A 20,965-nucleotide genomic window follows, 5' to 3' on the forward strand; every position below is an offset into this window, starting at 1 on the left:
AGCGGAGAGTTCGATGTCCCTTGCCGTGATTCAGATGGTCAGCCAGGACGATGTCCTGGCCAACCTTGCCAGCGCCCGACATTTGCTGGAACGGGCCGCCGAAGGTGGCGCCCGCCTCGCGGTGCTGCCGGAGAACTTTGCCGCCATCGGCCGCCGCGACCTGGCGCACCTGGGGCGCGCCGAAGCCCAAGGGCAGGGCCCGATCCTGCCCTGGCTGCGCCAGGCGGCCCGTGACCTCAAGTTGTGGATAGTGGCCGGCACCCTGCCGCTGCCGCCTGACGGACGGCCCCAGGACCGCCCCCATGCCTGCTCGCTGCTGATCGACGAACAGGGCGAGCGGGTGGCGCGCTACGACAAGATCCACCTGTTCGATGTCGACGTCAGCGACAACCGTGGTCGTTACCGCGAGTCCGATGACTACATGCATGGCGGTGCGGTGGTGGTGGCCGATACCCCGGTCGGGCGACTGGGCCTGACCGTCTGCTACGACCTGCGTTTTCCCGAGCTCTATGGCGCCTTGCGTGAAGCGGGCGCCGAGCTGATCAGCGCGCCTTCGGCCTTCACCGCGGTCACCGGAGCGGCCCACTGGCAGGTGCTGGTGCGCGCCCGCGCCATCGAGACCCAGTGCTACCTGCTGGCGGCCGGGCAGGGCGGCGTACATCCGGGGCCGCGGGAAACCTTCGGCCATTCGGCCATAGTCGACCCCTGGGGCCGCGTGCTCGCCGAGCAGGCCCAGGGCGAGGCCGTGCTGCTGGCCAGGCGCGATGCCGAGGAGCAGGCGGCAATCCGCCAGCGCATGCCGGTGAGCACCCACAGAAGATTCATGACGCCGGCCGCCCCCGGGCCGGCGCGTACGGAGAAGTTATGAGCGACCTCTTGTTATCCGTCAGCGAGCACCTGCTGGCGCCCGGCGACCTCAGCATCGAGCGGCTGCCGGAGATCCTCGGCGAACTGGCCGGTCCCGGCATCGATGCCGCGGACCTCTACTTCCAGGGGCAGATTTCCGAGTCCTGGGTGCTGGAGGACGGCATAGTCAAGGAAGGCAGTTTCCACCTCGACCAGGGTGTGGGCGTGCGTGCCCAGTCCGGTGAGAAGACCGGCTTCGCCTACAGCAACGCCATCACCTTCGATGCCCTGCGCCAGGCGGCGCACGCCGCGCGCTCCATCTCCCGCGCAGGCCAGGAAGGCCGTGTGCAGGCCTTTGCCAGTCCGCAGATCACCCGCCTCTACGATTCCAGCAGCCCGCTGGATGTGATCAGCCGCGCCGAGAAGGTGGAGCTGCTGAAAAAGGTGGATGCCGCCACCCGCGCCCTGGACCCGCGCATCAAGCAGGTGACCGTGAGCATGGCCGGGGTCTGGGAACGCATCCTGATCGCCGCCAGCGACGGCAGCCTGGGGGCCGACGTGCGGCCGCTGGTGCGCTTCAATGTGAGCGTGATCGTCGAGCAGAACGGCCGCCGCGAACGCGGCGGCCATGGCGGCGGCGGGCGCACCGACTACCGCTATTTCCTCCAGGAAGACCGCGCCATGGGTTATGCCCGCGAGGCGCTGCGCCAGGCCCTGGTCAACCTGGAAGCCGTCCCCGCACCAGCCGGCACCCTGCCGGTGGTCATGGGCGCAGGCTGGTCCGGCGTGCTGCTGCACGAGGCGGTGGGCCACGGCCTGGAAGGGGATTTCAACCGCAAGGGCAGTTCGGCCTACAGCGGTCGCATCGGCGAGCGAGTCGCTTCCAGCCTCTGCACCATTGTCGACGACGGCACCCTGGCCTATCGCCGCGGTTCCCTGAGCGTGGACGACGAAGGCACCCCGACCCAGTGCACCACGCTGATCGAGAACGGCGTGCTCAAGGGGTACATGCAGGACAAGCTCAACGCCCGCCTGATGAAGGTGGCGCGTACCGGCAACGGCCGTCGCGAGTCCTACGCGCACCTGCCGATGCCGCGCATGACCAACACCTACATGCTGGCCGGCAAGAGCGATCCGCAGGAGATCATCGCCTCGGTGGAGCGCGGCATCTATTGCGCCAACCTCGGCGGCGGCCAGGTGGACATCACCAGCGGCAAGTTCGTCTTCTCCACCAGCGAGGCCTACCTGATCGAGAACGGCAGGATCACCACCCCGGTGAAGGGCGCCACCCTGATCGGCAACGGCCCCGAGGCCATGAGCCGGGTGTCCATGGTCGGCAATGACCTGGCCCTGGACAGCGGTGTGGGAACCTGCGGCAAGGACGGCCAGTCGGTGCCGGTGGGCGTGGGCCAGCCGACCCTGAAGATCGATGCGATGACGGTGGGAGGGACGGGAGCTTGAAGCTGGAAGCTGAAAGCTTGAAGCCGATGATGCTTCAAGCTTCCGGCTTGGCGCTTCAAGCTGCTTTTAGCGCAAGCCGCGCTTGGTTTCGTCCAGGTCGCGGATGTACTTGAAGACCTTGCGCGCGGCGGCCGGCGGTTTGTTGTGGGCCGCTTCGTGCTGGGCATGACGGATAAGGCCGCGCAGGTGCTGGCGGTCGGTGTCCGGGTAGTCGGCGACGAAGCTTTCCAGGGCGGCATCGCCACCCTCGATCAGGCGGTCGCGCCAGCGCTCCAGGGCGTGGAAGCGCTCGTTGTACTCGCGGGTGGAGCTGTCGAGCTGGTCGATCAGGGCGAGGATGGCCTCGACGTCCTGCTCGCGCATGAGCTTGCCGATGTACTGGATGTGCCGTTTGCGGGCGACATGCGCCTTGTGCTTCGGTGCTTCCGCCAGGGCCCGCTGCAGGGCGTCGGTCAGCGGCAGCTTGGCCAGCACGTCGGCCTTGAGGGTGGTCAGGCGCTCGCCGAGGTCCTGCAGGGCATGCAGCTCGCGCTTGATCTGGGATTTGCTCTTCTCGCCGGAGAAGTCGTCGTCGAGGAATTCAGACATGGGGGTGGTCCAATGGGAAACGCCGCCATGATAACCAGTCGGGGCCGCCTTGTCCGGCCCGGCTGGCGCCGCCGGAGCGCGGTACGTGCGGGGAGGCGCCAGGTCGCGGCCCCCGCCTCGAGGAATTTTTGAACTGGAGTGGCTATGAGTGAAGTAGAAGTGGTCGGCCCGGAAGCATTGCCGGAACTGCAGGCGCGGGTCGAGCGCATCCTCGCCGAGGCCCGGCGCCAGGGCGCCAGCGCCTGCGAGGTGGCTGTTTCAGTGGAGCAGGGACTGTCCACCACCGTTCGCCAGGGCGAGGTGGAGACGGTCGAATTCAATCGTGACCAGGGTTTCGGCATCACCCTGTATGTCGGGCAGCGCAAGGGCTCGGCCAGCACCTCGGCCAGCGGCGAGGAGGCGATCCGCGAAACCGTGGCGGCGGCCCTGGCCATCGCCAGGCATGCCTCCGAGGACGAGTGCGCGGGGCTGGCCGATGCGGCGCTGATGGCTCGCGACCTGCCGGAACTGGATCTCTATCATCCCTGGGCCATCAGCCCCGAACAGGCGGTGGAGCAGGCGCTGATCTGCGAGACGGCGGCCTTCGGGGTCGACAAGCGTGTCACCAAGGCCGATGGCACCACCCTCAACACCCACCAGGGCTGCCGGGTCTATGGCAACAGCCATGGCTTCGTCGGTGGTTATGCCAGCACGCGGCACAGCCTGAGCTGCGTGATGATCGCCGAGGCCGCGGGCCAGATGCAGCGCGATTACTGGTATGACGTCAACCGCATCGGCGATCAGCTGGCGGACCCGGCGAGTATCGGCCGGCGTGCCGCCGAGCGTACCGCGGCGCGCCTTGGCGCCCGTCCCGTACCCACCTGCGAGGTGCCGGTGCTGTTCGCCGCCGAGCTGGCCACCGGCCTGTTCGGCAGTTTCCTCGGCGCCATTTCCGGCGGCAACCTCTACCGCAAGTCGTCCTTCCTCGAAGGCGCGCTGGGCCAGCGGCTGTTCCCCGAATGGGTCACCATCGACGAGCGGCCGCACATTCCCCGCGCCATGGCCAGCGCCGCCTTCGACAACGACGGCCTGGCCACCTATGCCAAACCTTTCGTGGAGAAGGGCGAACTGGTGTCCTACGTCCTCGGCACCTACTCCGGCCGCAAGCTGGGCCTGCCCAGCACGGCCAACGCCGGTGGCGTGCACAACCTCTTCGTCAGCCACGGACTGGAAGACCAGGCGGCACTGCTGCGGCGCATGGGGCGCGGCCTGCTGGTGACCGAGCTGATGGGGCAGGGGCTGAACATGGTCACCGGTGATTACTCCCGTGGCGCCGCCGGCTACTGGGTGGAGAACGGCGAGATTCAGTTCCCGGTGCAGGAAGTGACCATCGCCGGCAATCTCAAGGACATGTTCCGGCAGATCGTCGCCATCGGAAGCGACCTGGAAATGCGCGGCAACATCCGTACCGGCTCGGTGCTGATCGAACGGATGACCGTCGCCGGGAGTTGAGTGGCATCCGGCCAAATGAAAACGCGCCCTGATGGGCGCGTTTTTCATGTGGCCGGCAGAGGGCGGGAGGTCATTCGCCTTCGTCGAACTTGTTGTTGATCAGTTCGATCAGCGCATTGAGGGCGTCGTCGTCCTGCTCGCCCTCGGTATGCAGGTGAATGGGCGTGCCCTTGCCCGCGGCCAGCATCATCACGGCCATGATGCTCTTGCCGTCCACCAGGCTCTCGGGAGAACGGCCCACGCGGATCTGGCAGGGGAAGCGGCCGGCCACGCCGACGAACTTCGCCGCTGCACGGGCATGCAGGCCAAGCTTGTTGATGATGGTGATCTCGCAGGCTGGCATCGCGGTTCCAATCCTTCTAGCTGAGGTCGCGGTGGCGAACCTGGACGTTCTTCAAACTGGGTTTCAGGGCGGCTCCCAGGCGCTCGGCGATATAGACCGAGCGGTGATGACCACCTGTGCAGCCGATGGCGATGGTGACGTAGGCCCGGTTGCTCGCGGCAAAGCGTGGCAGCCACTTGTTCAGGTAGCCGAGGATATCCTGGTACATCTCCTCGACGTCGGGTTGCGCGGCCAGGTAATCGGCGACCGCTTGCTCCAGCCCCGAATGGTCACGCAGTTCCGGCTTCCAGTAGGGATTGGGCAGGCAGCGCACGTCGAACACCAGGTCGGCATCCACGGGCATGCCGCGCTTGAAACCGAAGGACTCGACCAGGAAGGCGGTGCCGGGCTCAGGCTGGTTCAGCAGGCGAAGCTTGATGCTGTCGCGCAGTTGATACAGGTTGAGGTGCGTGGTGTCGATCTTCAGGTCGGCGAGATCGGCGATCGGCGCCAGCAGCGCTTCCTCGTCCTTGATGGCTTCGGCGAGGGAGCGGTTGTCATTGGTCAGCGGGTGGCGTCGACGCGTCTCGGAGAAGCGCTTGAGCAGGGTGTCGTGGTCGGCGTCGAGGTAGAGCACGTCACATTTGATATGGCGACTGCGCGCCTCTACCAGCAGTTCGGGGAAGCGTTGCAGCTGGCTCGGCAAGTTGCGCGCGTCGATCGACACGGCGACCTTCGGCTCCAGCAGCTCCGTGTGCAGGAGGGCGCGTTCGGCCAGTTCGGGCAGCAGGCCGGCGGGCAGGTTGTCGATGCAGTAGAAACCGTGGTCCTCGAGAACGTCGAGGGCGGTACTCTTGCCCGACCCGGAACGGCCGCTGACGATGATCAGGCGCATGGCGAGGCCCTAGCGTCCGCTCTGAACGTCCACGACCACCTGGTACAGGCTGGTGCTGTCCGGAGCCTGCCGCAGGCGCTCGCGCACATCGCTACGGTCGAGCATGCTGGCGATCTGGCGGAGCAGTTCAAGGTGTTCGTCGGTGGCGGCTTCCGGGACCAGCAGGACGAACAGCAGATCCACGGGCATGCCATCGATGGCGTCGAAATCGATCGGAGCGTCGAGGCGGAGCACGGCGCTGATAGGCGCCGTGCAACCGGTGAGACGACAGTGGGGAATTGCAATGCCATTGCCGAAGCCGGTGGACCCGAGCTTCTCCCGGGAAACCAGGCTCTCGAAGATATCCTGGTTATCGAGGTCGGGAAGGTCACGGGCGACCAGCTTGGCGATCTGTTCCAGAACACGTTTCTTGCTGCCACCCGGCACGTTCACCAGGGAACGGCCGGGGGTCAGGATTTGCTCGAGTCGAATCATGGGGAAGGGGTCAGCGGGCGGTAGCACCCTGCTGGCGGTTAAGCTGCTTTTCCTTGTGCTTGATCAGTTGGCGATCGAGCTTGTCGGTGAGCAGGTCGATTGCCGCGTACATGTCTTCATGTTCCGCGTTGGCAACGACTTCGCCGCCGGCGATGTGCAAAGTGGCTTCGATTTTCTGTTTGAGTTTCTCGACGTTCATGATCACCTGCACGTTGGTGATTCGGTCGAAATGGCGCTCCAGACGGTCGAACTTCTCGACAACGTAGTTGCGCAGGGCGTCGGTCACATCCAGTTGATGTCCACTGATGTTGACTTGCATACCGCTTTCTCCTTATTGCCCGTGTAGAAGAGACAGGCTAACGGGCCTGCCACCGGAACACTTTGGCGTGGGTCAATTTCCGCGTCACATCAGTCGCTTCCGTTCGCTGGAAGGCGCTATCCCAAGGGACTCGCGATACTTGGCTACTGTGCGACGGGCCACTTGAATGCCCTGTGCCTCCAGTAAACCAGCGATCTTGCTGTCACTCAACGGCTTTTTCGGATTTTCCGCTGCGACCAGTTTCTTGATGATGGCGCGGATCGCGGTAGACGAGCATTCGCCGCCTTCCGAGGTGCTGACATGGCTGGAGAAGAAGTACTTCAGCTCGTAGATGCCGCGTGGAGTGTGCATGTATTTCTGGGTGGTCACGCGCGAGATGGTGGACTCGTGCATGCCCACTGCTTCGGCGATGTCGTGCAGCACCAGGGGCTTCATCGCCTCTTCGCCATACTCGAGAAAGCCGCGCTGGTGCTCGACGATCTGGGTGGCGACTTTCATCAGGGTTTCATTGCGGCTCTGCAGGCTCTTGATGAACCAGCGCGCTTCCTGGAGCTGGTTGCGCATGAAGGTGTTGTCGGCGCTGGAGTCGGCGCGACGGACGAACCCGGCATAGTGCGGATTGACCCGCAGGCGCGGCACGGCCTCCTGGTTCAGCTCCACCAGCCAGCGTTCGTTGTGCTTGCGCACTATGACGTCCGGTACCACGTACTCGGGTTCGCTGGCTTCGATCTGCGAGCCGGGGCGCGGGTTGAGGGCCTGGATCAGTTCGATGATCTGGCGCAGCTCGTCTTCCTTGACCTTCATGCGTCGCATCAGCTGGCTGTAGTCGCGGCTGCCGAGCAGGTCGAGGTAGTCGCCGGCCAGGCGCTGGGCCTCGCCGAGCCAGGGGGTGTTCGACGGCAACTGGCGCAGTTGCAGGACGAGGCATTCGCGCAGGTCGCGGGCGCCGACGCCGGCGGGCTCGAATTGCTGGATGCGATGCAGCACCACTTCGACTTCATCCAGCTCGATGCCGAGCTCGGCGTCGAAGGATTCGGCGATCTCGGCGAGGGATTCCTCGAGGTAGCCGTCGTTGTTGATGCAGTCGATCAGGGTGACCGCGATCATCCGATCGGTATCGGACATGGGCGCCAGGTTGAGCTGCCAGAGCAGGTGGCTCTGCAGGCTTTCACCCACCGACGTGCGCGAGGTGAAGTCCCACTCGTCGTCATCGTTGCTCGGCAGGCTGCTGGCGCTGGTCTGGTAGACGTCTTCCCAGGCGGTGTCGACGGGCAGCTCGCTGGGAATGCGTTCATGCCATTCGCCATCTTCGAGGGCTTCGGCATTGGTCGCGACGCTGGACTCCTGGAAGTTCACTTCCTGGCTGCCGGGGTTGGGCAGCTGGTCGCCTTCGGCCATGGGGTCGGAGGTGTCGAAGTCGTCTCCATCCTCCTGCCGTTCGAGCATGGGATTGGATTCCAGCGCCTCCTGGATCTCCTGCTGCAGGTCCAGGGTGGAGAGTTGGAGTAGGCGGATGGCCTGTTGCAGCTGCGGGGTCATCGTCAGCTGCTGGCCCATCTTGAGGACTAGCGATGGTTTCATGGCAGGGGGCTTAGCACCTTATTCGCCGGCGCTCGCGCGCCATCCACTACAGGGCGCGTTGAGCGCCACCAGAAGCAAATTATATGCCTGACCTTGAAGGATTTTCCTAGTTACCGCAAGTCGTCCGGCAGACGAATTCGCCTGCGGTTACAGGCGGAACTCGTGGCCCAGGTAGACGTCCTTCACCAGCTGGTTGGCCAGGATGGCCTCGGCATCGCCTTCGGCGATCAGTTGGCCTTCACTGACAATGTAGGCGGTCTCGCAGATATCCAGGGTCTCGCGGACGTTGTGGTCGGTGATCAGCACGCCGATGCCCTTCGCCTTGAGGTGGTGGATGATCTGCTTGATGTCGCCCACGGAGATCGGGTCCACGCCGGCGAAGGGTTCGTCCAGCAGGATGAACTTGGGGGAGGTGGCCAGCGCGCGGGCGATTTCCACGCGGCGGCGCTCGCCGCCCGACAGGCTCATGCCGAGGCTGTCGCGGATGTGGCTGATGTGGAATTCCTGCAGCAGGCTTTCCAGCTCCTTGCGGCGTCCGGCGCGGTCGAGGTCCTTGCGGGTCTCGAGGATCGCCATGATGTTGTCCGCGACGCTGAGCTTGCGGAAGATCGAGGCTTCCTGCGGCAGGTAGCCGATGCCGGCACGGGCGCGGCCGTGCATGGGCTGGTGGGTGACGTCCTGCTGGTCGATCAGGACGCGGCCCTGGTCGGCCCTCACCAGGCCGACGATCATGTAGAAGCAGGTGGTCTTGCCCGCGCCGTTGGGGCCGAGGAGGCCGACGATCTGACCGCTGTCGATGGACAGGCTGACGTCGCGGACCACCTGGCGGCTCTTGTAGCTCTTGGCCAGGTGCTGGGCTTTGAGGGTCGCCATTACTGTGCTTTCTGCTCTTTCTTCTTCGGCTGGATCACCATGTCGATCCGCGGTCGCGGAGTGCTGACATTGGCGCCGGTGGCGCGGCCCGCATTGACGATCTGGCGCTGGGTGTCGTAGACGATCTTCTCGCCTTCGAAGGTGTTGCCTTCCTGGACCACCTTGGCCTGGTCGAGCAGGATGATGCGCTCGTTGGCGGCGAAGTACTGGATGGTCAGGCCATAGGCCTTGACGATTTCCTTGTCCACCGCCGGCTTCTGTTCGTAGTAGGCAGGCTTGCCCACCGAGGTGAAGACTTCGACGTCGCCGTTGGCGTCCTGGGTGATGGTGACAGTGTCGCCGGTGATCTTCAGGGTGCCCTGGGTGATCACCACATTGCCGCGGTAGACCGCGACACCTTGCTTGTCATCGAGCTCGGCGCTGTCGGCCTGCACGCGAATCGGCTGATCGCGGTCAGAAGGCAGTGCCCAGGCGGCGGCACTTCCGAGTGCGGCGCCCAGGCTGAGCAACAGGGGGAGGGTTTTAACGAACCTCATGCTGGCCTCTTACGTTGGACTGCAGGAGCATCCTGCTGTCATTCAAGTACGCTTTCATTCCATTCGCCGTGGTCACCCCATTTGCCGCCTCGATTCTAACGGCTTGCTGGGTCTGCGCATATTCCTCGTCGGGGAACACGGTCAGGCGGCTGGTGGTCAGGATGGTGGGACGGCCCTTGGCATCGGTGCGGGCCACCCTGACCTTGTCGATCAGTTCAACCTGCTTGCCTTCGGGGCCGACTTCGCCGCGCTCGCTCTGCACGTGCCAGGGGAAGGCCGTGCCGCGATGCAGCAGCAGGTCGGGATTGGTCAGCAATGTGACATCAGTGGCCTTGATATGTTCGAGGTGTGTGGCGGTCATTTCGTAATGCAGCTTGCCGTCGGCCTGGAACTGGGTGCTCTTGCCGTTCTCGACGTAGAAGTCGATGGCGTTTTCATTGCCCTGGGCTGGCGTTCGGTCCATGAAGCTTTCCGGGCGGATGTTCCAGTAGCCGAGCGCGATGAGCAGCGCGGCGATGGGCGTCAGGATCAGCGCCAGGCGGAAGTTCTTCGACATGGCAGGCCTCAGAGATAGGCGGCTTGGGCCGCTTCCAGGCTGCCCTGGGCGCGCAGGATCAGCTCGCAGAATTCGCGGGCCGCGCCTTCGCCACCGCGGGCCTGGGTGACGCCATGGGCGTGCTGGCGCACGAAGGCGTCGGCGCTGGCCACCGCCATGCCGAGGCCGACGCGGCGGATCACCGGCAGGTCGGGCAGGTCGTCGCCCAGGTAGGCGACCTGGTCATGGGTCAGGCCGAGCTCGGCGAGCAGGCCGTCGAGTACCACCAGCTTGTCCTCGCGACCCTGGAACAGGTGCTGGATGCCGAGGTTCTGCGCACGGCGCTCGACCACCTCGGATTGGCGGCCGCTGATGATGGCGGTGCGCACGCCGGCGTTCATCAGCATCTTGATGCCCTGGCCGTCGAGGGTGTTGAAGGTCTTGAATTCGCCGCCACCGGGCAGGAAGTAGAGGCGGCCATCGGTCAGCACGCCGTCGACGTCGAACACCGCCAGGCGGACCGACTTGGCGCGGGCAAGCAGTTCATTGCTCATCAGATCACTCCGGCGCGGGTCATGTCGTGGATGTGCAGGGCGCCGATGGGGCGGTCGTCCGTGTCGACCACCACAAGCACGTTGATCTTGTGGTCGTCCATGATCTTCAGGGCTTCGGCGGCGAGCATGTCCGGGCGCACGGTCTTGCCGTGGGCGGTCATGACCTCGTCGATGCTGGCCAGGCGCACGTCGACGCCCTTGTCCAGGGTGCGGCGCAGGTCGCCGTCGGTGAAGATGCCGGCAAGGCGGCCGTCGCTTTCCAGCACGGCGGTCATGCCCAGGCCCTTGCGGGTCATTTCCAGCAGCGCCTCGCGCAGCGGGGTACCGCGGACGACGTTGGGCAGGTTGTCACCGCCGTGCATGATGTTCTCGACCTTCAGCAGCAGGCGACGGCCGAGGGCGCCGCCGGGGTGGGAGAAGGCGAAATCCTCCGCGGTGAAGCCTCGGGCTTCCAGCAGGGCGATGGCCAGGGCGTCGCCCAGTACCAGGGCGGCCGTGGTGGAGGAGGTGGGGGCGAGGTTCAGCGGGCAGGCTTCCTGGTCCACGCGGGCGTCCAGGTTGGCCTCGGCGGCCTTGGCCAGGGCGGAATCCGGGTTGCCGGTCAGGCTGATCAGGGTGATGCCCAGGCGTTTGATCAGCGGCAGCAGGGTGACGATTTCGGCGGTGGAGCCGGAGTTGGACAGGGCCAGGACCACGTCGTCGGGGGTGATCATGCCCATGTCGCCGTGGCTGGCTTCGGCCGGGTGGACGAAGAAGGACGGGGTGCCGGTGCTGGCCAGGGTGGCGGCGATCTTCTTGCCGATGTGCCCCGACTTGCCCATGCCAACCACCACGACGCGCCCTTTACAGGCCAGGATGAGCTCGCAGGCGCGAACGAAATCGCCGTCGATGCGCTGCAGAAGGGCGTCGATCGCCTCGCGTTCGAGTTGGATAGTACGTTTGGCGGACTTGGTCAGATCGCTGGATTGGCTCATGGAAGGCGTGTAGTTGCCGAAGGAAAAGGCAGGGATTATAGCGATAAAGGTGATTCAGCTCACGCGCCAATGCCGTGGAAGCTGTCGCAAACCTGAACATGGGCCGGCGCGGCCTTGGGAGGCGCCGGGGCGCGGTGATATAGTTCGCCCCTTGTTCGGCCCGTCCTGGGCGGGGTGTCCTGGCGTCGGGGCGCGTCGTCTTTCAGGGAGGCTGTATCGCAAGGAGTCTAGATGAGCGCCGAAAACGCCTATGCCGTGGAATTGAAGGGGGTTACCTTCAAGCGCGGTACGCGCAGCATTTTCCAAGATGTCGATATCCGCATCCCGCGCGGCAAGGTCACCGGCATCATGGGGCCTTCGGGCTGCGGCAAGACCACATTGCTGCGTTTGATCGCCGCCCAGCTCAAGCCCGCCAGCGGCGAAGTCTGGGTCAATGGCCAGAACCTGCCGAAGCTGTCGCGATCCGACCTGTTCGACATGCGCAAGGAGTTCGGGGTGCTGTTCCAGAGCGGTGCCCTGTTCACCGACCTGGATGTGTTCGAGAACGTCGCTTTCCCGTTGCGGGTGCATACCAAGCTCCCCGAGGAAATGATTCGTGACATTGTCCTGATGAAGCTTCAGGCCGTCGGCCTGCGCGGTGCCATCGATCTGATGCCCGATGAGCTTTCCGGTGGTATGAAGCGCCGCGTCGCACTGGCGCGCGCCATCGCCCTGGACCCGCAGATCCTGATGTACGACGAACCGTTCGTCGGCCAGGACCCCATCGCCATGGGCGTGCTGGTGCGGCTGATCCGCCTGCTCAACGATGCCCTCGGCATCACCAGCATAGTGGTCTCCCACGATCTGGCCGAGACCGCCAGCATCGCCGACTACCTCTATGTGGTGGGAGATGCCCAGGTCCTGGGGCAGGGGACTCCCCAGGAGCTGATGGATTCCGATAACCCGCGTATCCGCCAGTTCATGAAAGGCATTCCGGATGGCCCGGTACCCTTCCATTTCCCGGCGCCTGATTACCGCAAAGACCTGTTGGGGGGGCGCTGATGCGCAAGAAGTCCTTGCTCGAGCGCATCCGCCTGCTCGGGCGTTCCGGTCTCGACGTGGTGGAGGCGCTGGGGCGCTCCACGCTGTTCCTGATGCATGCCCTGTTCGGCCGCACCGGTGTGGGCCAGGGCTTCCACCTGCTGGTCAAACAGCTCTACTCGGTCGGCGTGCTGTCGCTGGCGATCATCGTCGTATCCGGTGTCTTCATCGGCATGGTGCTGGCCCTGCAGGGCTACAACATCCTGGTGGACTACGGTTCCGAGCAGGCCGTGGGGCAGATGGTCGCCCTGACGCTGCTGCGTGAACTGGGCCCGGTGGTGACCGGCCTGCTCTTCGCCGGCCGCGCGGGCTCCGCGCTGACCGCCGAGATCGGCAACATGAAGGCCACCGAGCAGCTGTCCAGCCTGGAGATGATCGGCGTCGATCCGCTCAAGTACATCATTGCGCCACGTCTCTGGGCAGGCTTCATCTCGATGCCCCTGCTGGCGATCATCTTCAGCGTGGTGGGCATCTGGGGTGGCGCCATGGTGGCCGTGGACTGGCTGGGAGTGTATGAGGGCTCTTTCTGGTCCAACATGCAGAACAGCGTTGAATTCACCGAGGATGTGCTGAACGGCGTGATCAAGAGCGTCGTGTTCGCCTTCGTGGTGACCTGGATCGCCGTGTTCCAGGGATATGACTGCGAGCCGACCTCGGAAGGGATCAGCGTCGCAACGACTAAAACCGTGGTCTACGCCTCTCTGGCCGTGCTGGGGCTGGACTTCATCCTGACCGCTTTGATGTTTGGAGATTTCTGATGCAAATCCGCACCTTGGAGATTGGTGTCGGCCTGTTCCTCCTGGCCGGTCTGCTGGCCTTGCTGCTTCTGGCCCTGCGGGTCAGCGGTCTGTCCTATGGCGCCAGTGACGATACCTACAAGCTTTATGCCCATTTCGACAATATTGCCGGTTTGACTGTCAGAGCAAAGGTAACCATGGCCGGTGTCACCATCGGCAAGGTCACCGCCATCGACCTGGATCGCGACAGCTACACCGGTCGCGTGACGATGGAAGTCGAGAAGCGCGTGGACAACCTGCCCGCGGACTCCACCGCGTCCATCCTCACGGCGGGCCTGCTGGGTGAGAAGTACATCGGTATCAGCGTCGGTGGCGACGAGGAGCTGCTCAAGGAGGGCGGTACCATCCGCGACACCCAGTCGGCCCTGGTGCTGGAAGACCTGATCGGCAAGTTCCTGCTGAACACGGTCAACAAAGAAAGCAAATGAGGATTCGAAACATGATCAAAGCCCTGCGTAACGGCCTGCTGGTGCTGCTGGCGGCTCTGCCTCTGCTGGCCACCGCCGCACCGAGCGCGCACGAAGTCATCCAGAAGGCTACCGACCAGCTGCTGACCGACCTCAAGGCCAACAAGCAGCAGTACCGCAGCGACCCGAATGCCTTCTACGACTCGCTGAATCGCATCCTCGGCCCGGTGGTGGACGCCGACGGCATTTCGCGCAGCATCATGACGGTGAAGTACTCGCGCAAGGCCACGCCCGAGCAGATGAGCCGTTTCCAGGAGAACTTCAAGCGCAGCCTGATCCAGTTCTACGGCAACGCCCTGCTGGAGTACGACAACCAGAACATCCGGGTGCTGCCTGCCAAGCAGGAAGACCCCCAGCGCACCAGCGTAGGCATGGAAGTCACCGGTCGCAGCGGTGCCATCTACCCGGTGTCCTACACCATGGTGAACATCAACGGGCAGTGGATGCTGCGTAACGTGATCATCAATGGCATCAATATCGGCAAGCTGTTCCGCGACCAGTTCGCCGATGCCATGCAGCGCAACGGCAACGATCTGGACAAGACCATCAACGGCTGGGCGGACGTGGTGGCCAAGGCCAAGGAATCCGACGAAGCCAAGCAGGCGAAAGGCAATGAGTGATGCCCGTATCGAGCAGGCCGTGCCGGGTGAGCTGCGGCTGGCCGGCGTGCTGGATCACAGCACCGGCCCGCAGCTGCGCGAGACGGGCAGGCAGCTGATCCGCGCGAGCAACGGCGCCAGTCGCCTGGTGCTGGACTGTTCGGCGGTGGAAAAGAGCAGCAGCGTGGGTCTCGCGCTGCTACTCGCCTTCATGCGGGATGCCGAAGCCGCGGGCAAGGCGCTGACGCTGCGCGGCCTGCCCGACGACATGCGGCAGATATCCGAGGTTTCCGGGTTGACCGAGCTGCTGCCCATGGAGGCTTGAGCCGGTTCGGCGGCCCTCCGTCAGGCCCCGCGTGCGCGGGGTTCGCAGGCGGGGGGCTTTTTTGTATCATGGCCGACCCGCGCGCGTTGGGCGCCGATTGAGGTTGAGCATGCAGGCCGTAGAAGTGAAAAGCCTCCTGGAGGCGAAACTCCCAGGTACCCAGGTGGAAGTCGAAGGGGAAGGCTGCAATTTCCAGTTGAATCTGATCAGTGACGAGCTGGCCGGCCTGAGCCCGGTGAAGCGTCAACAGCAGGTTTACGCCCACCTGAACGCCTGGATCGCCGATGGCAGCATCCACGCCGTCACCATGAAATTCTTCAGCCGCGCCGCCTGGGCCGAGCGCACCTGAGCTCAGCTGCCGAGAGAACTATGGACAAACTGATTATTACCGGCGGTCAACGCCTCGACGGCGAAATCCGCATTTCCGGCGCCAAGAACTCCGCGCTGCCGATCCTCGCCGCTACCCTGCTGGCCGACACCCCGGTCACCGTGGCCAACCTGCCGCACCTGCACGACATCACCACCATGATCGAGCTCTTCGGTCGCATGGGCGTGCAGCCGGTGATCGACGAGAAGCTGGCGGTCGAGGTCGACGCCAGCAGCATCAAGACCCTGGTGGCGCCGTACGAACTGGTCAAGACCATGCGCGCCTCCATCCTGGTGCTCGGCCCCATGGTGGCTCGCTTCGGCGAAGCCGAAGTGGCGCTGCCCGGCGGTTGCGCCATCGGCTCGCGCCCGGTGGACCTGCACATCCGCGGCCTCGAGGCCATGGGAGCGAAGATCGACGTCGAAGGCGGCTATATCAAGGCTCGCGCCCCGGCTGGTGGCCTGCGCGGCGCCAACTTCTTCTTCGATACCGTCAGCGTGACCGGTACCGAGAACATCATGATGGCCGCGGCGCTGGCCAACGGCCGTAGCGTGCTGCAGAACGCCGCCCGCGAGCCGGAAGTGGTCGACCTGGCCAACTGCCTGATCGCCATGGGCGCGCAGATCCAGGGCGCCGGCACCGACACCATCACCATCGACGGCGTGAAGCGCCTGGGCGGCGCGCGCTACAACGTGATGCCCGACCGTATCGAGACCGGCACCTACCTGGTGGCCGCTGCCGCTACCGGTGGCCGTGTGAAGCTCAAGGACACCGATCCGACCATCCTCGAAGCCGTGCTGCAGAAGCTGGAAGAGGCCGGTGCCCATATCAATGCGGGCAACAACTGGATCGAGCTGGACATGAAGGGCAACCGTCCGAAGGCGGTGAACGTGCGTACCGCCCCCTATCCGGCGTTCCCCACCGACATGCAGGCGCAGTTCATCTCCATGAACGCCGTAGCCGAAGGCACCGGTGCGGTGATCGAGACCGTGTTCGAGAACCGCTTCATGCACGTCTACGAAATGAACCGCATGGGCGCGCAGATCCTGGTGGAAGGCAACACCGCCATCGTCACCGGCGTGCCGAAGCTCAAGGGCGCACCGGTCATGGCCACCGACCTGCGGGCTTCCGCGAGCCTGGTGATCGCCGGCCTGGTGGCCGAGGGCGACACCCTGATCGACCGCATCTACCACATCGACCGTGGTTACGAGTGCATCGAAGAAAAACTGCAGTTGCTCGGCGCCAAGATCCGTCGCGTGCCGGGCTAGGTCGCAATGCCGGCCGGCCCTGAACGGGGCCGGCCTGGTGTGACCGTGCAACAGGCCCGGTACGGGCCCTAGCCAAGGAAATCCAGTTTCATGCTCACCATCGCGCTGTCCAAGGGCCGTATTCTCGACGACACCCTGCCGTTGCTCGCCGAAGCCGGTATCGTCCCCACCGAGAATCCGGACAAGAGCCGCAAGCTGATCATCCCCACCACCCAGGAGGATGTGCGCCTGCTCATCGTGCGTGCCACCGACGTGCCGACCTATGTCGAGCATGGCGCGGCCGACCTCGGCGTCGCCGGCAAGGACGTGCTGATGGAGTACGGCGGCCAGGGCCTGTACGAGCCCCTGGACCTGAAGATCGCCTGCTGCAAGCTGATGACCGCCGGTGCGGTCGGTGCGCCCGAGCCCAAGGGGCGCCTGCGCGTGGCCACCAAGTTCGTCAACGTCGCCAAGCGCTACTACGCCGAGCAGGGCCGCCAGGTGGACGTGATCAAGCTGTACGGCTCCATGGAGCTGGCACCGCTGGTAGGTCTGGCCGACAAGATCATCGACGTGGTCGACACCGGCAACACCCTGCGCGCCAACGGCCTGGAGCCCCAGGAACTGATCGCCACCATCAGCTCGCGGCTGATCGTCAACAAGGCATCGATGAAGATGCAGCACGCGCGTATCCAGGCGTTGATCGACGTACTGCGCAACGCCGTCGAGTCCCGACACCAAAGCTGACACCTTGAGTGCGGCCCTGCGCCGCACGCGCCTATCCGTGTCATAGCCACTATTCTCGGGTGCCCGCACGGTGGGCTTGCTACTCTAGCGGCGCCCGAGCATTTGCCATTCATGAGGCCCGCTATGACCGCTCCCATCGCCATCCGCCGACTCAACGCCGCTGATCCGGATTTCGCGCGACACCTGGATCATCTGCTGAGCTGGGAAAGCGTGTCGGACGACGCGGTCAACCAGCGGGTCCTCGATATCATCCAGGCCGTGCGCGAGCGCGGCGACGCCGCGGTGGTGGAGTTCACCCAGCGCTTCGACGGCGTGCAGGCCGCCTCCATGGCCGAGCTGATCCTGCCCCGCGAGCGGCTGGAACTGGCCCTCACCCGCATCACCCCCGAGCAGCGCCAGGCCCTGGAAACCGCCGCCGCCCGCGTGCGCAGCTACCACGAGAAGCAGAAGCAGGATTCCTGGACCTACACCGAGGCCGACGGCACCGTGCTGGGCCAGCAGGTCACCCCGCTGGATCGCGCCGGCCTCTACGTGCCGGGCGGCAAGGCGTCCTATCCCTCGTCCGTGCTGATGAACGCGATCCCCGCCAAGGTCGCCGGCGTCGCCGAGGTGGTGATGGTGGTGCCGACGCCCCGTGGCGAGATCAACGAAATCGTCCTCGCCGCCGCCTGCGTGGCCGGCGTCGACCGTGTCTTCACCATCGGCGGCGCCCAGGCCGTGGCGGCACTGGCCTATGGCACCGAGAGCGTGCCCCAGGTGGACAAGATCGTCGGCCCGGGCAACATCTACGTCGCCACCGCCAAGCGCCACGTATTCGGCCAGGTGGGCATCGACATGATCGCCGGCCCGTCGGAAATCCTCGTGGTCTGCGACGGCGAGACCGATCCCGACTGGATCGCCATGGACCTGTTCTCCCAGGCCGAGCACGACGAGGACGCCCAGGCCATCCTGGTCAGCCCCGATGCCGGCTTCCTCGACAAGGTGGCCGCCAGCATCGACAAGCTGCTGCCCACCATGGAGCGTGCCGAGATCATCCGCACCTCGCTGCAGAACCGTGGCGCGCTGATCCTGGTGGCCGACCAGGCCCAGGCCTGCCAGGTGGCCAACCGCATCGCCCCCGAGCACCTGGAACTGTCCGTGGCCGACCCACAGGCCTGGTTGCCGCAGATCCGACACGCCGGCGCCATCTTCATGGGGCGCTACACCGCCGAAGCCCTGGGCGACTACTGCGCCGGCCCGAACCATGTGCTGCCGACTTCCGGCACTGCGCGCTTCTCCTCGCCGCTTGGCGTGTATGACTTCCAGAAGCGTTCGTCGATCATCTTCTGTTCGGCCGATGGTGCGTCCGAACTGGGCAGGACCGCGTCCGTGCTGGCCCGTGGCGAGTCGCTGACCGCCCACGCACGCAGCGCCGAATATCGAATCAAGGGGGAGTGAGGATGAGCAAGTTCTGGAGTCCCTTCGTCAAGGACCTGGTGCCCTACGTTCCGGGCGAGCAGCCGAAGATCGCCAATCTGGTCAAGCTGAACACCAACGAGAACCCCTATGGGCCTTCGCCGAAGGCGGTAGCGGCCATGCAGGCCGAAGTGGGCGACAACCTGCGCCTGTATCCGGACCCGAACAGCGATCGCCTGAAGCATGCGGTGGCCGACTACTACGGCGTGCAGCCCAGCCAGGTGTTCGTCGGCAACGGCTCGGACGAAGTCCTGGCCCACGCCTTCCACGGCCTGTTCCAGCACGGCGAGCCGCTGCTGTTCCCCGACGTGAGCTACAGCTTCTACCCGGTCTACTGCGGGCTCTATGGCATCCCCTTCGAGGTGGTGCCGCTGGATGAGCAGTTCCAGATCCGCGTCGAGGACTACGCGCGCCCCAACGGCGGCATCGTCTTCCCCAACCCCAACGCACCCACCGGCTGCCTGCTGGCGCTGGAGGCCATCGAGCGTCTGCTCCAGGCCAACCCGGATTCGGTGGTGCTGGTGGACGAGGCCTACATCGACTTCGGCGGCCAGACCGCCATCGGCCTGGTGGACCGCTACCCGAACCTGCTGGTGACCCAGACCCTGTCCAAGTCCCGTTCCCTGGCAGGACTGCGGGTGGGCCTGGCGGTGGGCCATCCGGACCTGATCGAGGCCCTGGAGCGGATCAAGAACAGCTTCAACTCCTACCCGCTGGACCGCATGGCCATCGCCGGCGCGGCGGTGGCCTTCGAGGACAAGGCCTACTTCGAGGACACCTGCCGCAAGGTGATCGACAGCCGCGAGAAGCTGGTTGCCGAACTGGGCAAGCTGGGCTTCGAGGTGCTGCCTTCGGCGGCCAACTTCGTCTTCGCCCGCCACCCGCATAAGGATGCCGCCGGCATTGCCGCCGGCCTGCGCGAGCAGGGCGTGATCGTGCGCCACTTCAAGCAGGAGCGGATCGCCCAGTTCCTGCGCATCACCATCGGTACGCCGGAACAGAACCAGGCGCTGATCGAGGCGTTGGGCAAGCTCTGAGCCTTCCTGTGCTGAATGAAAAGCCGAGCGCGGATGTCCGCCTCGGCTTTTTTCCTGGGCGTTTGTTCTTGGTGCGGTGTGCCGAGGACAGGTTATCGGTCTGCGGGAGGTGCCTCTTCAGAGATCGGCTGTGAGGCTGATGGAACGGTGAGAACAGTTCCTGTCCAGAGTCGAACCAGGTCCGAACTGGAAGTGGGTAATGAAAAGCGGCGCCCGAAGGCGCCGTTTCCGGGGATCAGCTGCCGCCGTTCTTGCTCGGCGGAGGACGGACGCCGACCTCGGCGGTCAGTTCCAGCTCCTGGCCATTGCGCATGATCTGGATGCTCACCTTCTCGCCGGGGTGGGTGCGGGCGACCTGGTTCATCGACTTGCGACCATCGCCGGCCGGCTCGCCATCGATGCTGAGGATGATGTCGCCGGGCTGCAGCGTGGCGCGCTGCGCGGGGCTGTCGCGGTAAATGCCGGCGACCACGATGCCGGGGCGGCCTTCCAGGCCGAAGGATTCGGCCAGTTCCGGGGTCAGCGGTTGCACTTCGATCCCCAGCCAGCCGCGGATCACCTGGCCGTGCTCGATGATCGCCTTCATCACCTCCAGCGCCAGCTTGGTGGGAATGGCGAAGCCGATGCCCTGGGAACCGCCGGACTTGGAGAAGATCGCGGTGTTGATGCCGATCAGGTTGCCGCTGGCGTCCACCAGGGCGCCGCCGGAGTTGCCGGGGTTGATCGCCGCGTCGGTCTGGATGAAGTCTTCATAGGTGTTCAGGCCCAGTTGGTTGCGGCCGGTGGCGCTGATGATGCCCATGGTCACGGTCTGGCCGACGCCGAAGGGGTTGCCGATGGCCAGGGCGACATCGCCGATGCGGATGTTGTCCGAGCGGCCGAGGGTGATGGGGGGCAGGTCCTTGAGGTCGATCTTCAGTACCGCGAGGTCGGTTTCCGGGTCGCTGCCCACCAGGCGTGCCAGGGTTTCGCGGCCGTCCTTGAGGGCCACCACTATCTGGTCGGCGCCGGCGGTCACATGGTTGTTGGTCAGCAGATAGCCCTCGGGGCTCATGATCACCGCCGAACCCAGGCTCGACTCCATGCGCCGCTGGCGTGGCAGGTTGTCGCCGAAGAAGCGGCGGAACTGCGGGTCCTCGAACAGTGGGTGGGCGGGCTTGCTCACCATCTTGGTGGTGTAGAGGTTGGCCACGGCGGGAGAAGCGCTGGTCACGGCATCGGCGTAGGAGTCCGGCCCCTGGCGGGTGAAGTTGAACTTGGGCGCTTCCTGCAGATGCACTTCCTCGCGGGGCAGGCCGACCCAGTTCGGGTATTGCTGGATGATCAGCAGTGCAACGAGCACGCCGACAATCAGGGGCCAGCCGATAAATCGCAGGGCCTTGAGCATCGAGGGAG

The 20,965-nt window shown here is 65.0% G+C and carries 25 protein-coding genes; 13 read left to right on the forward strand and 12 right to left on the reverse strand.

Annotated elements, in window-relative coordinates; genetic code table 11:
* Positions 1-13 precede the first annotated feature (13 nt).
* Positions 14-868, forward strand: a complete 855-nt coding sequence (locus tag ACFPU0_RS00065; RefSeq protein WP_377690759.1) for a carbon-nitrogen hydrolase family protein — start codon at positions 14-16, stop codon at positions 866-868.
* Positions 865-2,307: a metalloprotease TldD gene (gene tldD, locus ACFPU0_RS00070; protein ID WP_377690760.1), complete on the forward strand. Its 1,443-nt coding sequence runs from the start codon at positions 865-867 to the stop codon at positions 2,305-2,307. The genes ACFPU0_RS00065 and tldD overlap by 4 nt, the downstream gene beginning before the upstream one ends.
* 66 nt (positions 2,308-2,373) lie before the next feature.
* Here tldD and yjgA read toward each other — a convergent pair whose 3' ends face one another.
* Entirely contained in the window at positions 2,374-2,895 is a 522-nt protein-coding gene (yjgA, locus tag ACFPU0_RS00075) for a ribosome biogenesis factor YjgA (protein WP_377690761.1), read from the reverse strand.
* A 144-nt stretch (positions 2,896-3,039) separates the two neighbouring features.
* Here yjgA and pmbA point away from each other — a divergent pair, with 144 nt between their 5' ends.
* A complete protein-coding gene (gene pmbA / locus ACFPU0_RS00080; protein ID WP_377690762.1) occupies positions 3,040-4,386 on the forward strand; it encodes a metalloprotease PmbA in 1,347 nt (448 codons plus the stop codon).
* A gap of 70 nt (positions 4,387-4,456) precedes the next feature.
* Here pmbA and ACFPU0_RS00085 read toward each other — a convergent pair whose 3' ends face one another.
* The 10 genes from ACFPU0_RS00085 to ACFPU0_RS00130 form a co-directional block, all read right to left on the reverse strand.
* On the reverse strand, positions 4,457-4,729 hold the full coding sequence (locus ACFPU0_RS00085) for an HPr family phosphocarrier protein (RefSeq protein WP_044872096.1): 273 nt from the start codon (positions 4,727-4,729) through the stop codon (positions 4,457-4,459).
* 16 nt (positions 4,730-4,745) lie between these two features.
* On the reverse strand, positions 4,746-5,603 hold the full coding sequence (rapZ, locus tag ACFPU0_RS00090) for an RNase adapter RapZ (RefSeq protein ID WP_377690763.1): 858 nt from the start codon (positions 5,601-5,603) through the stop codon (positions 4,746-4,748).
* A gap of 9 nt (positions 5,604-5,612) precedes the next feature.
* A complete protein-coding gene (ptsN, locus tag ACFPU0_RS00095; RefSeq protein ID WP_377690764.1) occupies positions 5,613-6,077 on the reverse strand; it encodes a PTS IIA-like nitrogen regulatory protein PtsN in 465 nt (154 codons plus the stop codon).
* Positions 6,078-6,087: 10 nt separating this feature from the next.
* Positions 6,088-6,396 (reverse strand): ribosome hibernation-promoting factor, HPF/YfiA family, encoded by a 309-nt coding sequence (gene hpf, locus ACFPU0_RS00100; RefSeq protein ID WP_280290808.1) that lies wholly within the window; start codon positions 6,394-6,396, stop codon positions 6,088-6,090.
* 84 nt (positions 6,397-6,480) lie between these two features.
* A complete protein-coding gene (locus ACFPU0_RS00105) occupies positions 6,481-7,977 on the reverse strand; it encodes an RNA polymerase factor sigma-54 (protein ID WP_377690765.1) in 1,497 nt (498 codons plus the stop codon).
* Positions 7,978-8,124: 147 nt separating this feature from the next.
* Positions 8,125-8,850, reverse strand: coding sequence for an LPS export ABC transporter ATP-binding protein (gene lptB / locus ACFPU0_RS00110; RefSeq protein ID WP_377690766.1), 726 nt, complete (start codon positions 8,848-8,850; stop codon positions 8,125-8,127).
* The gene (gene lptA / locus ACFPU0_RS00115) at positions 8,850-9,386 is read right to left on the reverse strand and encodes a lipopolysaccharide transport periplasmic protein LptA (RefSeq protein WP_377690767.1); all 537 of its coding nucleotides are present in this window, start codon (positions 9,384-9,386) and stop codon (positions 8,850-8,852) included. Before lptA ends, lptB begins: the two co-directional genes overlap by 1 nt.
* The gene (gene lptC, locus ACFPU0_RS00120) at positions 9,373-9,942 is read right to left on the reverse strand and encodes an LPS export ABC transporter periplasmic protein LptC (RefSeq protein ID WP_377690768.1); all 570 of its coding nucleotides are present in this window, start codon (positions 9,940-9,942) and stop codon (positions 9,373-9,375) included. Before lptC ends, lptA begins: the two co-directional genes overlap by 14 nt.
* An 8-nt stretch (positions 9,943-9,950) precedes the next feature.
* On the reverse strand, positions 9,951-10,475 hold the full coding sequence (locus tag ACFPU0_RS00125; RefSeq protein WP_377690769.1) for a KdsC family phosphatase: 525 nt from the start codon (positions 10,473-10,475) through the stop codon (positions 9,951-9,953).
* Positions 10,475-11,449 (reverse strand): KpsF/GutQ family sugar-phosphate isomerase, encoded by a 975-nt coding sequence (locus tag ACFPU0_RS00130; RefSeq protein WP_377690770.1) that lies wholly within the window; start codon positions 11,447-11,449, stop codon positions 10,475-10,477. Before ACFPU0_RS00130 ends, ACFPU0_RS00125 begins: the two co-directional genes overlap by 1 nt.
* Positions 11,450-11,680: 231 nt before the next feature.
* Between ACFPU0_RS00130 and ACFPU0_RS00135 the strand changes: the two genes are divergently transcribed.
* From ACFPU0_RS00135 to hisC, 10 genes are all read left to right on the forward strand, one after another.
* Positions 11,681-12,490 (forward strand): ATP-binding cassette domain-containing protein, encoded by an 810-nt coding sequence (locus ACFPU0_RS00135; protein WP_377690771.1) that lies wholly within the window; start codon positions 11,681-11,683, stop codon positions 12,488-12,490.
* Positions 12,490-13,287: a lipid asymmetry maintenance ABC transporter permease subunit MlaE gene (gene mlaE / locus ACFPU0_RS00140; protein ID WP_377690772.1), complete on the forward strand. Its 798-nt coding sequence runs from the start codon at positions 12,490-12,492 to the stop codon at positions 13,285-13,287. The genes ACFPU0_RS00135 and mlaE overlap by 1 nt, the downstream gene beginning before the upstream one ends.
* The gene (gene mlaD, locus ACFPU0_RS00145) at positions 13,287-13,754 is read left to right on the forward strand and encodes an outer membrane lipid asymmetry maintenance protein MlaD (RefSeq protein WP_377690773.1); all 468 of its coding nucleotides are present in this window, start codon (positions 13,287-13,289) and stop codon (positions 13,752-13,754) included. Before mlaE ends, mlaD begins: the two co-directional genes overlap by 1 nt.
* Positions 13,755-13,765: 11 nt before the next feature.
* Positions 13,766-14,413, forward strand: coding sequence for an MlaC/ttg2D family ABC transporter substrate-binding protein (locus ACFPU0_RS00150; RefSeq protein WP_377690774.1), 648 nt, complete (start codon positions 13,766-13,768; stop codon positions 14,411-14,413).
* The gene (locus tag ACFPU0_RS00155) at positions 14,406-14,717 is read left to right on the forward strand and encodes an STAS domain-containing protein (protein WP_377690775.1); all 312 of its coding nucleotides are present in this window, start codon (positions 14,406-14,408) and stop codon (positions 14,715-14,717) included. The genes ACFPU0_RS00150 and ACFPU0_RS00155 overlap by 8 nt, the downstream gene beginning before the upstream one ends.
* A 109-nt stretch (positions 14,718-14,826) precedes the next feature.
* Positions 14,827-15,066, forward strand: a complete 240-nt coding sequence (locus tag ACFPU0_RS00160) for a BolA family protein (protein WP_377690776.1) — start codon at positions 14,827-14,829, stop codon at positions 15,064-15,066.
* A 20-nt stretch (positions 15,067-15,086) separates the two neighbouring features.
* Positions 15,087-16,352, forward strand: coding sequence for a UDP-N-acetylglucosamine 1-carboxyvinyltransferase (gene murA / locus ACFPU0_RS00165; RefSeq protein WP_377690777.1), 1,266 nt, complete (start codon positions 15,087-15,089; stop codon positions 16,350-16,352).
* 90 nt (positions 16,353-16,442) lie between these two features.
* Positions 16,443-17,078, forward strand: a complete 636-nt coding sequence (gene hisG / locus ACFPU0_RS00170) for an ATP phosphoribosyltransferase (protein WP_377690778.1) — start codon at positions 16,443-16,445, stop codon at positions 17,076-17,078.
* 123 nt (positions 17,079-17,201) lie between these two features.
* On the forward strand, positions 17,202-18,515 hold the full coding sequence (hisD, locus tag ACFPU0_RS00175; protein WP_377690779.1) for a histidinol dehydrogenase: 1,314 nt from the start codon (positions 17,202-17,204) through the stop codon (positions 18,513-18,515).
* A 2-nt stretch (positions 18,516-18,517) separates the two neighbouring features.
* The gene (hisC, locus tag ACFPU0_RS00180) at positions 18,518-19,570 is read left to right on the forward strand and encodes a histidinol-phosphate transaminase (RefSeq protein ID WP_377690780.1); all 1,053 of its coding nucleotides are present in this window, start codon (positions 18,518-18,520) and stop codon (positions 19,568-19,570) included.
* Between the two features lie 235 nt (positions 19,571-19,805).
* On the opposite strand, the gene algW is transcribed toward hisC, so the two are convergent.
* On the reverse strand, positions 19,806-20,957 hold the full coding sequence (gene algW / locus ACFPU0_RS00185) for a Do family serine endopeptidase AlgW (RefSeq protein WP_377690781.1): 1,152 nt from the start codon (positions 20,955-20,957) through the stop codon (positions 19,806-19,808).
* Positions 20,958-20,965 lie beyond the last annotated feature (8 nt).

The sequence above is a fragment of the Pseudomonas sp. GCM10022186 genome (assembly GCF_042656385.1).
In the GTDB taxonomy this organism is placed as follows: Bacteria; Pseudomonadota; Gammaproteobacteria; order Pseudomonadales; family Pseudomonadaceae; genus Metapseudomonas.

What these genes read in the sequence shown, in the direction of transcription:
- ACFPU0_RS00065 (WP_377690759.1), top strand. Translation starts at nt 14, where the DNA reads ATGTCCCTTGCCGTGATTCAGATGGTCAGCCAGGACGATGTCCTGGCC.
- tldD (WP_377690760.1), top strand. Translation starts at nt 865, where the DNA reads ATGAGCGACCTCTTGTTATCCGTCAGCGAGCACCTGCTGGCGCCCGGC.
- yjgA (WP_377690761.1), bottom strand. Translation starts at nt 2,895, where the DNA reads ATGTCTGAATTCCTCGACGACGACTTCTCCGGCGAGAAGAGCAAATCC.
- pmbA (WP_377690762.1), top strand. Translation starts at nt 3,040, where the DNA reads ATGAGTGAAGTAGAAGTGGTCGGCCCGGAAGCATTGCCGGAACTGCAG.
- ACFPU0_RS00085 (WP_044872096.1), bottom strand. Translation starts at nt 4,729, where the DNA reads ATGCCAGCCTGCGAGATCACCATCATCAACAAGCTTGGCCTGCATGCC.
- rapZ (WP_377690763.1), bottom strand. Translation starts at nt 5,603, where the DNA reads ATGCGCCTGATCATCGTCAGCGGCCGTTCCGGGTCGGGCAAGAGTACC.
- ptsN (WP_377690764.1), bottom strand. Translation starts at nt 6,077, where the DNA reads ATGATTCGACTCGAGCAAATCCTGACCCCCGGCCGTTCCCTGGTGAAC.
- hpf (WP_280290808.1), bottom strand. Translation starts at nt 6,396, where the DNA reads ATGCAAGTCAACATCAGTGGACATCAACTGGATGTGACCGACGCCCTG.
- ACFPU0_RS00105 (WP_377690765.1), bottom strand. Translation starts at nt 7,977, where the DNA reads ATGAAACCATCGCTAGTCCTCAAGATGGGCCAGCAGCTGACGATGACC.
- lptB (WP_377690766.1), bottom strand. Translation starts at nt 8,850, where the DNA reads ATGGCGACCCTCAAAGCCCAGCACCTGGCCAAGAGCTACAAGAGCCGC.
- lptA (WP_377690767.1), bottom strand. Translation starts at nt 9,386, where the DNA reads ATGAGGTTCGTTAAAACCCTCCCCCTGTTGCTCAGCCTGGGCGCCGCA.
- lptC (WP_377690768.1), bottom strand. Translation starts at nt 9,942, where the DNA reads ATGTCGAAGAACTTCCGCCTGGCGCTGATCCTGACGCCCATCGCCGCG.
- ACFPU0_RS00125 (WP_377690769.1), bottom strand. Translation starts at nt 10,475, where the DNA reads ATGAGCAATGAACTGCTTGCCCGCGCCAAGTCGGTCCGCCTGGCGGTG.
- ACFPU0_RS00130 (WP_377690770.1), bottom strand. Translation starts at nt 11,449, where the DNA reads ATGAGCCAATCCAGCGATCTGACCAAGTCCGCCAAACGTACTATCCAA.
- ACFPU0_RS00135 (WP_377690771.1), top strand. Translation starts at nt 11,681, where the DNA reads ATGAGCGCCGAAAACGCCTATGCCGTGGAATTGAAGGGGGTTACCTTC.
- mlaE (WP_377690772.1), top strand. Translation starts at nt 12,490, where the DNA reads ATGCGCAAGAAGTCCTTGCTCGAGCGCATCCGCCTGCTCGGGCGTTCC.
- mlaD (WP_377690773.1), top strand. Translation starts at nt 13,287, where the DNA reads ATGCAAATCCGCACCTTGGAGATTGGTGTCGGCCTGTTCCTCCTGGCC.
- ACFPU0_RS00150 (WP_377690774.1), top strand. Translation starts at nt 13,766, where the DNA reads ATGATCAAAGCCCTGCGTAACGGCCTGCTGGTGCTGCTGGCGGCTCTG.
- ACFPU0_RS00155 (WP_377690775.1), top strand. Translation starts at nt 14,406, where the DNA reads ATGAGTGATGCCCGTATCGAGCAGGCCGTGCCGGGTGAGCTGCGGCTG.
- ACFPU0_RS00160 (WP_377690776.1), top strand. Translation starts at nt 14,827, where the DNA reads ATGCAGGCCGTAGAAGTGAAAAGCCTCCTGGAGGCGAAACTCCCAGGT.
- murA (WP_377690777.1), top strand. Translation starts at nt 15,087, where the DNA reads ATGGACAAACTGATTATTACCGGCGGTCAACGCCTCGACGGCGAAATC.
- hisG (WP_377690778.1), top strand. Translation starts at nt 16,443, where the DNA reads ATGCTCACCATCGCGCTGTCCAAGGGCCGTATTCTCGACGACACCCTG.
- hisD (WP_377690779.1), top strand. Translation starts at nt 17,202, where the DNA reads ATGACCGCTCCCATCGCCATCCGCCGACTCAACGCCGCTGATCCGGAT.
- hisC (WP_377690780.1), top strand. Translation starts at nt 18,518, where the DNA reads ATGAGCAAGTTCTGGAGTCCCTTCGTCAAGGACCTGGTGCCCTACGTT.
- algW (WP_377690781.1), bottom strand. Translation starts at nt 20,957, where the DNA reads ATGCTCAAGGCCCTGCGATTTATCGGCTGGCCCCTGATTGTCGGCGTG.